Source organism: Staphylococcus felis (assembly GCF_003012915.1).
GTDB lineage: Bacteria > Bacillota > Bacilli > Staphylococcales > Staphylococcaceae > Staphylococcus > Staphylococcus felis.
In genome coordinates, this window is the sequence record NZ_CP027770.1 from 444,418 (window position 1) to 456,582 (window position 12,165).

At 37.1% G+C, this 12,165-nt stretch carries 10 protein-coding genes and 1 pseudogene; 1 reads left to right on the forward strand and 10 read right to left on the reverse strand.

Features of this window, described 5'->3' with window-relative positions:
- Window positions 1-27: 27 nt before the first annotated feature.
- From C7J90_RS02210 to pth, 5 genes are read right to left on the reverse strand one after another with little or no spacing between them, the layout of a single operon-like run.
- Window positions 28-282, reverse strand: coding sequence for an RNA-binding S4 domain-containing protein (locus C7J90_RS02210; protein ID WP_103207762.1), 255 nt, complete (start codon window positions 280-282; stop codon window positions 28-30).
- The gene (locus tag C7J90_RS02215) at window positions 279-1,463 is read right to left on the reverse strand and encodes a MazG nucleotide pyrophosphohydrolase domain-containing protein (protein ID WP_103207761.1); all 1,185 of its coding nucleotides are present in this window, start codon (window positions 1,461-1,463) and stop codon (window positions 279-281) included. The genes C7J90_RS02210 and C7J90_RS02215 overlap by 4 nt, the downstream gene beginning before the upstream one ends.
- Complete coding sequence (locus C7J90_RS02220) at window positions 1,463-2,989, reverse strand: polysaccharide biosynthesis protein (protein ID WP_103207759.1); 1,527 nt, start codon at window positions 2,987-2,989, stop codon at window positions 1,463-1,465. Before C7J90_RS02220 ends, C7J90_RS02215 begins: the two co-directional genes overlap by 1 nt.
- Window positions 2,979-6,479: a transcription-repair coupling factor gene (gene mfd / locus C7J90_RS02225; protein ID WP_416060876.1), complete on the reverse strand. Its 3,501-nt coding sequence runs from the start codon at window positions 6,477-6,479 to the stop codon at window positions 2,979-2,981. The genes C7J90_RS02220 and mfd overlap by 11 nt, the downstream gene beginning before the upstream one ends.
- 8 nt (window positions 6,480-6,487) lie before the next feature.
- Complete coding sequence (gene pth / locus C7J90_RS02230; protein WP_103207755.1) at window positions 6,488-7,060, reverse strand: aminoacyl-tRNA hydrolase; 573 nt, start codon at window positions 7,058-7,060, stop codon at window positions 6,488-6,490.
- A gap of 515 nt (window positions 7,061-7,575) precedes the next feature.
- Between pth and C7J90_RS02235 the strand changes: the two are divergent.
- A pseudogene (locus C7J90_RS02235) lies at window positions 7,576-7,800 on the forward strand (transposase); the annotation flags it as partial.
- A gap of 132 nt (window positions 7,801-7,932) precedes the next feature.
- Here C7J90_RS02235 and C7J90_RS02240 read toward each other — a convergent pair.
- The 5 genes from C7J90_RS02240 to C7J90_RS02260 all read right to left on the reverse strand — a co-directional run bounded on the left by C7J90_RS02240 (window position 7,933) and on the right by C7J90_RS02260 (window position 12,160).
- Complete coding sequence (locus C7J90_RS02240) at window positions 7,933-8,586, reverse strand: 50S ribosomal protein L25/general stress protein Ctc (RefSeq protein WP_103207754.1); 654 nt, start codon at window positions 8,584-8,586, stop codon at window positions 7,933-7,935.
- Window positions 8,587-8,773: 187 nt separating this feature from the next.
- Window positions 8,774-9,739 (reverse strand): ribose-phosphate diphosphokinase, encoded by a 966-nt coding sequence (locus tag C7J90_RS02245; protein WP_103207752.1) that lies wholly within the window; start codon window positions 9,737-9,739, stop codon window positions 8,774-8,776.
- A gap of 59 nt (window positions 9,740-9,798) precedes the next feature.
- On the reverse strand, window positions 9,799-11,166 hold the full coding sequence (glmU, locus tag C7J90_RS02250) for a bifunctional UDP-N-acetylglucosamine diphosphorylase/glucosamine-1-phosphate N-acetyltransferase GlmU (protein ID WP_103207750.1): 1,368 nt from the start codon (window positions 11,164-11,166) through the stop codon (window positions 9,799-9,801).
- Between the two features lie 227 nt (window positions 11,167-11,393).
- A complete protein-coding gene (spoVG, locus tag C7J90_RS02255) occupies window positions 11,394-11,711 on the reverse strand; it encodes a septation regulator SpoVG (RefSeq protein ID WP_103207748.1) in 318 nt (105 codons plus the stop codon).
- A gap of 68 nt (window positions 11,712-11,779) precedes the next feature.
- Complete coding sequence (locus tag C7J90_RS02260; RefSeq protein WP_103207746.1) at window positions 11,780-12,160, reverse strand: RidA family protein; 381 nt, start codon at window positions 12,158-12,160, stop codon at window positions 11,780-11,782.
- Window positions 12,161-12,165: the final 5 nt, after the last annotated feature.

Genomic DNA, 12,165 nt, shown 5'->3' on the forward strand with positions numbered 1-12,165 from the left:
ACCTTTCCTTTAAAGTAACGTATAGTGTTACAAACGTGCTTCTTTGACGAGTTCGTACATCCCTTTTGCATTTTCTTTCGTTGCATGTTCATTTAATGCAGTGACTTGAATTGTAACTATTTTTTGACCAAATTGAATCACCAGCTCATCACCCACTTTCACATCTGTTCCTGCTTTAGCCGTATGCCCATTAACCGCTACACGTCCCTGATCGCTAAGCTCTTTTGCTAATGTGCGTCGTTTGATTAATCTAGAAACTTTTAAATATTTATCTAATCTCATGATGTCCCTCCTTGTGCTAAATATACCTTCAACGTCTCTTCTGTAAAATCTTCATGCTGATTTTTGACTTCATCATACAATTTTAAGAAATGTGTCGCAAATACTTTTTCAAATTTTACGCGCTCTTTTTTGCCTTCAAGTGATTTTTCTTTTTGCCATATTGCTTTAACATCATCAACGGATTGTGCTTCTTCGTTTTTGAAAATGTGAGGGTGTCGTCGAATCATTTTTTCAGATAGACTATGTACGACTTCTCTAGTGTCCATATAACCTTCTTTTTGACCGATATTTGTATGCAGTAACACTTGCAATAATATGTCCCCCAACTCTTCAACCATATGCCAATCATCTTCATGGTCAATGGCTTCAAACAGCTCAAACGTTTCTTCTAATAGATAACGTTTTAACGTCTCATGCGTTTGGACTTTATCCCATGGGCACCCTTTTTCATCATCAACGAGTCGATTGATGACTTGATCTGCAAAATCAAAATCATTATAGAGCAACGTATCATCTGTTATTTTCGGAATAAACACACTCGTCAAATTTGTAAAGCAATCGTCGTGATCCAGCTCAAACAACGGGCATGTTGTAACGTTTGCACCAGATTGACGCGCACCATCTACAATCATCACTTCATAATCGTCTGGATATCTTGACATCAACGTTAACTTTAAATCACCAGCGACCATTTGACTATAGACCTGTGTAATAATTGTTCCAGTTCTTGGATTTAATGCTGCTTCTGATAGCGCCGTTGCATCTAACATTGTAAAACCATCATTAGGGTCGATATTGACCGCTGTAAATATGTCATCTATAAAACTACGGCCACCTAAAATTTGAACGTCCACATCTACTTCGCGCGCACGGGCTAACAAATATGCAGTTGTTGTTTCGGCAACTCGTGGATGCCCTGGTACAGCATATACGACAGACTCTGATTTTGCGATATTAAGTAATGTCTCCGTAATCGCTTCATACACAGGTTCAAAAGAATCGAACCGTTCATATACCTCATCAAAACTTTGAATCTCTACACCTGTCAATTGCGCCACAACCGGGTGGTGTTTTGTTCTGACGTATATACGTTTTTGTTCTTGAATACAGCGATATATTTTCAATGGTAATTCATCTAACCCATAATTACCTAGACCTATAATTGTCAATTGAGGCGTCATTATTTTCTTCCTTTCTTCATCCGATAGACTTTGTCTCCAAATGGTAAATGCATCCATTCTTCTTCGCTTAAGATATCCAACATAATCGTGACTGCTATGACACCAACTACGCCAAGCAATGCACCTATCAACAGTTCAAACAAGCCCCCGAGTCGCGTATGTGACTGCATCAGATACAAACCAAATTGAACTAGTAATGTCATCACTATTAATGCGATTATTAGTTTTAAATAAAACAAGGACAATGCATCTAAACGATACTGTTTGAGTACTTTAAGATGTAATACAATCACAAAAATGAGCAATGATCCCACTGTAGCAAGACTTGCCCCAAATATCTCAAATATCGGGATTAAACTTATATTTAAGAGGATTTTACTCACTATCCCTAAGAACAGTGCGCTAAAAATAGTCTTAAATTGATGCTGCACTTCCAATAAAGCAATATACATCATAATGAGCGACACACCAATTACCGTTAACATATAAAGAGATAACGTATATGTCAATGCATCACTTTTAAAAAAGACACGATTCAAAAGTGGCAATAAATTAATCAATCCTATACTACTTGCACTACTCATCATCATTGTCATTTTTAATGATGCATTCGCGTAACTGTTCATTTTAGTCGTATTCCCTTGCTTTTGAGTGTCGGTTAGAAGCGGAATAAGCACAAAACAAAAGGTAGTCGTAACAATGAGGCCCATTTGAATAAAAGACGCTCCTCTATCATAAATACCCTTTTGCTCTATTGCATGACGAAATGCGACTTGCGCACCATGTCGCAATGCATTGACCACTGTAAAGCTATCAACGACTTGCCATAAAATAACAATTAAATGGCTAATAGCAAAGATAATCACCGCACTAAAAAATTGTCTCCACGGCAATGATGCACGCGCTTTCGACTTAGGCATCGGGTATTTCCACCATAAAAAGAGTGTTGCAACTATAAATCCTATTGTGGAAGCCATGATAGCCCACATCCCTGCTTCATAGATTGATCCACCCAAGTTGTCGAACAAAATAATCACTATACCAATCCCGCTTACCCTCACAATTTGTTCGATGACTTGAGAATAGGCAGGAATTGACATTTGAAAACGTGATTGAAAGTGCCCGCGTAAAACCCCGAGAATACCCACAACAACAAAGCAAACACTTGCTGAACGTAACATAGGTGTCAGCATAACATCCCCCATACTATAAGCTATGAAGCGTGCGCTTAAAAATAATAAAATACTTATCCCTAAACCTATCAACGTTAACACACGATTTAATCGTTTAAATGTAAATGCTGTCACATTAGTATGACTGACAAGTTGGCTGTACGCACTAGGAATAGCATTACTCGATAATACGACCCCTAGTGCAACGATAGGGTAAATTTGCTGATATGCATAAAGCCCTTCATCACCTAATATATTCTGATAAGGAACGCGGTAGAGTGCACTTAAAATTTTAACAATCAGTAGCGCAAAAGTGAGTACGACAACGCCATTAAAAGCTGTTTTAGAGGTCATGGGGCAGTCGCATACTTTCTTCTAAAATTTTTGCTAAAAATTTTAAGTTATCTAACCATACTTTCCCTTTTGTTAGGCTTACTTTCATGCATTTGTTTTCCACGCCCACTTTCATACTGCGACCGAACGCTTCGGAATTTTTAAAGAGTGCTTCTCCGTCTATATTCTCAGTCCCTTGTGGTGTTAGTAAAATGTCTATTGCTTTTCCATTATCTTTGACGTGTTGTACACCGACATGCAGTAAATGTATCTTAATTTCTACAGAGTCTAATAACCGTGCCACTTCAGTTGGATAGTCATTGAAACGATCCATCAATTCATCTTTAATGTCTCGCAACTGATTCATTGACTCTGCAGCGCGTAGTTTTTTATAGATTTCAATTTTAGCTTGCTCATTGCGAATGTATTCAGCAGGGAGATATGCATCTAAGCGTAAATTCATTTCTATATCTGGTGCTTGCGTTTCTTCTTTGATTCCTCGTTTTTCATTCACTGCTTCTTCTAACATTTGTGCATATAAATCAAAGCCGACTGAGTCAATAAAGCCATGCTGTTGTTTACCAAGCAAATTACCCGCACCACGGATATTGAGGTCTCGCATTGCAATTTTGAATCCACTACCTAATTCAGTAAATTCTTTAATCGCTTGTAACCTTTCTTCAGCCACTTCATTGAGTACTTTATTCATCGGATGAAGGAAATACGCATAACCTATACGACTTGAGCGCCCTACACGGCCACGCAATTGATAAAGCTGACTCAAACCAAATCGATCTGCTTCTTCAATAATCAATGTGTTCGCATTAGGAACATCAACACCCGTCTCAATAATAGTTGTCGTTACAAGAATATCATATTCTCCATTGATAAAATCTAGCATCGCCTCTTCTAAGTCTCTTTCGCTTAGTTGACCATGCGCAACGCCAATCGAAGCATCCGGCATCAACATTTGAAGTTGTGCCCGTTTCTCATAAATCGATTGCACGCGATTATACAGATAAAAAACTTGTCCATTTCTTGAAAGTTCACGCTCTAGCGCTTCTTTGATAAAATTGCTATTTTGTTCTAAGACATAGGTTTGCACTGGAAAGCGATTTTCAGGTGGGGTTTCAATCACTGATAAATCCCGAACGCCCAACATACTCATATGCAATGTACGCGGTATCGGTGTCGCCGTTAAGGTCAGCACATCTACATTCGCCTTCAAAGATTTAATACGCTCTTTATGACGCACTCCAAATCGTTGCTCCTCATCGACGACTAACAATCCTAAATCTTTATATTCAATCGTTTTTGCGAGTAATTTATGTGTCCCCACGACAATATCAACTTTCCCTGATTTGAGCCCTTCTTTCGTTTCTTTGACTTCTTTAGCAGTACGAAAACGACTCATGAGTTGGATATCTACAGGAAAGTCTCGCATGCGCTCTATTAAAGTTTCATAGTGCTGTTGCGCTAGAATAGTCGTTGGGACCAAAAAGGCTACTTGTTTTCCTGACATAACCGCTTTGAATGCAGCACGGACAGCCACTTCTGTCTTCCCGTATCCAACATCTCCACATAAAAGGCGATCCATGGGTTTGGCACTTTCCATATCTTCTTTAATTTCTTTAATCGATTTCGCTTGATCTTCAGTCAGTTCATATGGAAAATCCATTTCAAATACATGCTGTTCTTCGGTATCTGGTGCAAATGAATAGCCCACCGATGTTTCACGTTCTTTATACAGTGAAATCAGCTCATCAGCAATGTCTTCAACACTACTTTGAACTTTGGCTTTCGTCTTTTTCCATTCGCTTCCGCCCAGTTTATAAAGTTTGGGTGTTTTATCTTCAGAACCAACGTATTTTTGGACTTGTTCCATCTGATCAACCGGTACATAAAGTTGATCTGTCCCTTTGTATTGAATTTTCATATAGTCACGATGAACATCGCCAACCTCTAACGTCTCTACACCTAAATAGCGTCCTACGCCATGATGAACATGAACAACATAATCGCCTACATTTAACTCTTGGTATGACTTAATCTTTTCAGCATTGCTAATCGTTTTACGTCGCTTTTTCGACGCCTTTTTCTGTTTAGATTGAAAGAGTTCTCGTTCAGTGACTACGACTAAGGACATATATGGTAACTCAAAACCTTCAGATAGACTTCCTTCTACAATTGCAGCGTGCCCTGATTCAAAGCTACGAATATCCGGATCTAAAAGTGTGGGAATATGCATTTCACTTAACATTGACTGAATACGTTCTTTTTTAGTCTGTGTCTCCGCAATAACCACAACTTTGTAACCTTGTCTCATATAACGTTGAAACTCAGACGTCATCATATCATATTGACCGTAAAACTGTTGGACAGGCTTACATGAGAACTTCATCATATCACTCAATTGAATCGTCATTGATGCTGTAAATAACGTAAAAAATGTGATTTTATAATTGTGTAATAACATATTCAAGGCGTCATCATTCATAAAACGCTGACCTATAAACCCTTTTCCACTTTCAATTAAGCTTTGTAAAAAAGCTTCTGTTTCAGCAGTTAATGATGCTTCTGTTTCTTTTACACGATTAAATTCATCAACTAAAACCACTGCATTATCCTTAACATAATCCATAATTGTTTCCGGTTGTTCATACATAAATGCAATGAATCGACGCAAAACTTGTGGATCAAAACGCTCATCCAAAACATTATTAAAACTATCATAGGTGTCTTTGATATCTTGGCGTACCGATTTATCGATTTTCGGCCTTGTTGTTTCATAAGCTTCTTTCAAACGCTGAATTAAATGATGCCGTACATCTTCTGTAATAATGTAGTCGTGCGCAGTCGTAATCTCTACTTTTTGAAGGTTTTCGAAAGAACGTTGTGTTTCAACATCAAATTGACGAATAGAGTCAACTTCTGTGTCGAACAATTCGATACGTACTGGTTCTCCAAGCAATGGATAAATATCAATAATACCTCCACGCACAGAAAACTCTCCAATATTTGAAACAACACTCTCTCGTCGATAACCCATATTAATCAGTTGTTTCAAGTATGTTTCTAATTCAATATCATGACCTACCTCAAAAGTCATTTGGTGCTCTTGCCACAACGCTTTTGGGGTAAGCAATTTTTTCAAGCCATTTAACGGAACGATAAATAACCCGCGTTTTTCCTTCGCGAGTGCCGTCAAAGTCCGAACACGCTCACTCATAAATTCCGGGCTTTGTGTTGAAAACTCTTCAGTCATAATATCTTGTACAGGATACTTGTAAAGTTCATCATCTGGAACGAACTGTAATAAATCTGATTCTAACTTGTCCGCTTGATACAAATTATTTGTGACAAGTATCACTTGTCTATGATCGGCTTGATACATTTCAGCTATGATAGAAGCTTTAGCTGAAGGTGTAAGCCCTGTCACAAGCATGTTTTCACTACCATTTTTCTCTAATACTTCATTAAATCTACTATCTCTATTTATAATTTCATTAATTATTGTTTTCACTTAACCTCACCATTATATTGATTCATTACATTTTCAAACTTTTCTTGATTAATAAATGCTTCAACAGCATCAGCGACATGTGTAATAACAGGACGCATCACTTCCATCTCCGCTTTAGAAAATCTTTGTAATACGTAATCAGGTACTGACATCCCATTTGTAGGTCGATCGATACCAATGCGAATACGCTTAAAATCAGTAGTTCCTAATGCTTTAATAAGCGATTTCATCCCATTATGCCCACCAGCGCTGCCTTTTTGACGCAACCGTACCTGACCTTGTGCTAAATCCAAATCATCATACAATACTAATAAATCTTCAACTTTAATGTTATAATATGCCATCAAAGGGCCCACCGCTTCACCCGATAAGTTCATTAATGTCATAGGTTCTATGAGCATCACCTTTTCGCCATGAATACGTTCTACTGTGTAAGCACCACGATATTTTTGCTTATCCAATTTAAGTTGATGTCTAGACAATAATGCATCAATCACCTCAAAACCAATGTTATGTCTTGTCAGCTCATACTTTTTTCCAATATTTCCCAATCCTACTATACACTTCATGATTTACCTCCGACACTTTATGATTCATACACGTGATGAAATGTAACTCCATTATATTATTACTATATCTTAACATATTTACCATTGAGGAGGGTGTATGACCTCAATCAGATAGATACATCATACATAATAGACATAAAATTTAAAAAATAACAACAAAATTAAATATTAATATTTAAAAAGGGATATTAAGTCCCAAAAAGTTAGTGTGCAGTTGCAATAAGTATAAGTGTGATAATGTAACTTTAATACTATAATATTCACTCTATCACTTTATTTAGCGATTAAAAAAAGAACGAGGCCGGGACATCAACCCCAAAATAAATAATGCTAAGATGCTTTTTAATAAAAATACGTCTTAGTGCTTCCTTTTATGATATAACTTTGTATAATATGACTTCGATTTCCGAGGGGATAGCCTCAGGAGTCTCGTCATCAATACTTCGTTTATGCATGTAATCATTCACTATTATACTTAAAAAACAAGACCCTTTTGTACCATTCAAAACAAATAAAAAATCATGAGAAATGATAATTGGGAGTATTTTAAAGTGCAATTGAATCAAAAGCGTTCTAAACCAGAAACGCAAAAAATCTACAAACAAAGAAAAATGAATGTAGAACCTGTTTTTAGATTAATGAAGACTATTTTAGGGTTCAATCAAATGTCGGTGCGAGGATTAAATGAGGTAAAACGAGGACTCGGTTTTGTCTTTATAGCATTAACTATAAGAAAATGAATTGTACGTCGTGCGACTAAACATATCATTAAAGGAAAAACTTCGAGATTTTTCGTAAATTCTTACGAAAACCTCGAAGTTTTTTCGATTACTGAGATATTATGTCTCAGCCTCACTACGGAATAAAATAAATTATTCTTCTTCTTTTTCTTCTTTGTCAGCTTCTTCGCCTACAACTTCTGGCTCTTCCGTTTGAGTTTCGCCTTCCATTTCAGCGATTTCTTCTTCTGTTGGTTCTTCTGTTGGTGCTACAACTGAAGCAACAGCATCTTCTGGGTTATTTTCGATTGTGAAATCTCCAGAAACTTTAATTTCGCTCACTGAAATACTGTCACCAATTTCTAATCCACTGATATCTACTTCAAGATATTCAGGAATGTTGTCTGGTGTTGCAGTAATTTCTAAGTCGAAAATTGGTTGTTCAACTACGCCACCTTCTTTAGCACCAGGCGCTTCACCAATTAAGTGAACTGGTACTTCAACAGTACGCTCTTCGCTCATGTTGATAGCTAAAAAGTCGATGTGTGTAATTTGGTTTTTCAATGGATCGAATTGGTAGTCAGAAACCATGACTTTAATTTCTTTAGAACCTACGCCTAATTGAATAACCCCGTTACGGCCAACTTCACGAATCACTTTGATGAATTCTACTTCATCGACTTTAACTGATACGTTTTTTGTACCATAACCGTATACTACTGCAGGTACTTTACCTGCTTCACGGATTTTACGTAAATCTCCGCGTGTTTGTTTACCTTGACGAATAATAGACTTTAATGAAGTCATATTCATTTTCCACCTTTCTATTGAGGTTGAGATAAAAGTATCAATCGCTGTTTCAAACGAACATTGACTCTATCCTAGCCTCGCACCTGCCCATCAACCGGTAAGTTGCTTGCAAGTGTTTATTTGTTCGATTTTGTACGAACAGAAGTATTTTACACAAAAAAGTAACAAAAGTCAATGCTCACTTTTAATCAAATAATACACTTACTGATTCTCTTTCATATACACGAACAATGGCTTGTGCTAATAGTTCAGCTACTGTTAACTCTTTAATATTACTTGGTTTTTGATCTTCTTTAAGCTGAATTGAATTTGTCACAATTAATTCTTTAATCGCTGAATTTTCGATACGCTCTTTAGCTGGACCAGATAAAACTGGGTGTGTACAACATGCATAAACTTCTGTCGCACCTTTATCTTTTAAAGCTTGTGCTGCTAATGTAATCGTACCAGCCGTATCAATAATATCATCAATAATAATCGCTGTACGCCCTTCAATCTCACCTACAATATTCATGACTTCAGCTACATTAGGCTTCGGACGACGCTTATCAATAATCGCGATTGGTGTTTTTAAAATATCCGCTAGCTTACGCGCTCTTGTAACACCGCCGTGGTCTGGCGAAACAACAACACATTGCTCGGGGTCAATATCTTTATTGTTTAAGAAGTACTCTGCTAAGATAGGCACACCCATTAAATGGTCAATCGGAATATTAAAGAAGCCTTGGATTTGCGGTGCATGTAAATCTAACGCAATCATACGATGGGCACCAGCTGTTTCAAATAAATCTGCTACTAATTTAGCTGTGATAGGTTCACGGCTACGTGCTTTACGATCTTGTCGCGCGTATCCATAGTATGGCACAACTATTGAAATATTAGCCGCTGAAGCACGCTTACACGCATCTATCATAATTAACAATTCCATTAAGTGTACGTTTACTGGATTTGAAGTCGGTTGAATAATAAACACATCACAACCACGAATACTTTCCTCGATATTGATTTGAATTTCACCGTCACTAAAGCGTTTAACAGTACATTTACCTAATTCTACGCCCACATGTTCAGCAACTTCTTGTGCAAGTGGCTCATTACCTTTCAACGAGAAAATTTTCATAGACGAATTTTTATATTCGGTGTTTAACATTATAAATCCTCCAATTTTTATTTGGTCACTATTTAAGTAGACCTCTTTTATCCTACATATTATTTAGAATTGTTTTGATTTAAATATCCTTCTTTAGTGACTTGTCTTGCACGTGCCAGTGCTAAGCTTGATTCAGGCACATCATCTGTAATTGATGATCCCGCAGCAATCATCGCACCATCACCTATTGTTACAGGTGCGATGAGGTTTGTATTGCATCCGATGAAAGCGTCTTGACCAATCGTCGTTTTAAACTTATTGACACCATCATAATTAACCGTGATTGTACCTCCACCTACATTTGTACGTGCACCAATTTGAGCGTCACCAATATAACTTAAATGTGGGACTTTCGCACCGTTTTCAATTTGAGATTTTTTAATTTCGACGAAGTTACCGACTTTTGAACCTTCACCTAAATCAGCACCTGGTCTAAGTTGTGCAAATGGACCAACTTTAACTTTTGAGCTGACGTGCGCATCCGTTACTACCGATTGTCGAATATGCACCGCATCACCAATTTGACTATTATGAATTTCTGAATATTGTCCAATAACAGTGTCGTCACCAATTTGCGTTTGGCCTGTCAACTTTACCCCTTGTTCGATAGTTGTATCTTGTCCAATGATAACATCAACACCGATGTAAGTTGTTTCAGGATCGATTAATGTAACACCATTTTTCATATGGTATTCATTAATACGTTGACGATATTTTTTCTCGGCTTGGCTTAATGCTACACGATCATTTACACCCATAATCTCATCAAAATCATCTGTATGGTATATCGCTAGTTTGCCTTTTTGAGCTTTGATTAATGTAAGCACTTGAGGTAAATAGTATTCGCCTTGTGCATTATTGTTATCGACTTTTTCTAACAATGTAAACAGGGTTTGATTATCAAATGCAAAGATGCCTGAGCTAATCTCTGTAATTGCTTTTTGCGAATCATTTGCATCTTTTTCTTCTACAATTTCAACAAGCTCATTTTGATCACTACGAACAATACGCCCATAACCAAAAGGTGTTTGTGTCGTGGCTGATAATACCGTTGCAACAGCTTTTTCACGTTCGTGATGTTCGATTAACTTCGACAAAGTCTCACCCGTAATAAGTGGTGTATCTCCACATACTACGAGCGTAATTCCTTTTTTTTGTGCTAAATGTTCAGATGCTTGCTTAACAGCGTGTGCTGTACCAAGCTGTTCTTCTTGAAAACTATACTTTGATGTTTCACCCAGTGCTTCTTTGACGCTATCTGCACCATGACCAACAATGGTTACAAGTTCATCAACGCCCGAATGACGGACTTGATCAATAACATGCGCAATCATTGGCTTACCTAACACTTCATGTAACACCTTATACTTTTTCGATTTCATTCTTGTGCCTTTTCCCGCTGCTAAAACAATTGCATGTTTTTGCATTGCAATGAACCCTCCAGTATTTTTACGCTTCTATATAATTATAATTTAAGCTTGCACATACTTTCAACAGTTATTCCAATAAATACAAGTTCATCAAATGATTACTTCTAAAAAAGGGGCTTACAACACACAATTGTCAGCTTTTAGACAATATGATTTGAAAAAAGAGCTTTGCGATTGAACGACATGTCCAAGTGCAAAGCTCTTTCATAAACTATCACAAGTATTTAAGCTTCTTCATCAGTTGTTGCTGAAGCTTCTGTATTGTCTTGATTGTTTGGTACAAATACTTCATCAGTTTCTTCATATACTTTCATTACTGCATCCTGTATTTCTTGTCTCATTTCAGAATTGATTGGATGCGCAATGTCACGGAATTCACCATCTGGTGTACGTTTGCTAGGCATTGCGACAAACAGGCCTGAATTCCCTTCAATTACACGTAAGTCATGGATGACGAATGCTTCCTCAAGTGTAATTGATACTAAAGCCTTCATTCTACCATCAGTTTGTATTTTTCTTAGTCTGACATCTGTCACTTTCATGTAGTGAGCCCCCCATAAGCATATAATTTGTTGTTGTGTAGTAAGAAGCCTAAAAAGAACCTTTATGATTATACATTTTTGACTTCAGCAATAAGTTCTATTTCAACTTTAACATCTTTTGGTAAACGTGCAACTTCTACAGCACTTCTGGCTGGTTTATGAGTATCAAAATATGAACCATAAACTTCATTCACTTTTTGAAAATTTTCCATATCTGAAAGGAAAATTAACGCTTTTACGACATGTTGCAAGTCTGATCCTGCTGCATCAAGTACTTCTTTTAAATTTTCAAGTACTTGTTTAGTTTGCTCTTGCACATCTTCACTTACAATGTCACCATCTAGATTTAATGGTATTTGACCTGATGTATAAACGAGACCATTCACCACTGTTGCATGTGAGTATGGCCCTAATGCTTCAGGCGCTTTGTTTGTGTTAATTACTTTCATGCTGT

Bases quoted from the DNA above. Each gene is read 5' to 3' on its own strand.
- C7J90_RS02220 (WP_103207759.1), bottom strand. From the start codon at position 2,989: ATGACCTCTAAAACAGCTTTTAATGGCGTTGTCGTACTCACTTTTGCG.
- pth (WP_103207755.1), bottom strand. From the start codon at position 7,060: ATGAAGTGTATAGTAGGATTGGGAAATATTGGAAAAAAGTATGAGCTG.
- C7J90_RS02210 (WP_103207762.1), bottom strand. From the start codon at position 282: ATGAGATTAGATAAATATTTAAAAGTTTCTAGATTAATCAAACGACGC.
- C7J90_RS02240 (WP_103207754.1), bottom strand. From the start codon at position 8,586: ATGACTTCATTAAAGTCTATTATTCGTCAAGGTAAACAAACACGCGGA.
- glmU (WP_103207750.1), bottom strand. From the start codon at position 11,166: ATGCAAAAACATGCAATTGTTTTAGCAGCGGGAAAAGGCACAAGAATG.
- C7J90_RS02260 (WP_103207746.1), bottom strand. From the start codon at position 12,160: ATGAAAGTAATTAACACAAACAAAGCGCCTGAAGCATTAGGGCCATAC.
- C7J90_RS02215 (WP_103207761.1), bottom strand. From the start codon at position 1,463: ATGACGCCTCAATTGACAATTATAGGTCTAGGTAATTATGGGTTAGAT.
- spoVG (WP_103207748.1), bottom strand. From the start codon at position 11,711: ATGAAAGTGACAGATGTCAGACTAAGAAAAATACAAACTGATGGTAGA.
- C7J90_RS02245 (WP_103207752.1), bottom strand. From the start codon at position 9,739: ATGTTAAACACCGAATATAAAAATTCGTCTATGAAAATTTTCTCGTTG.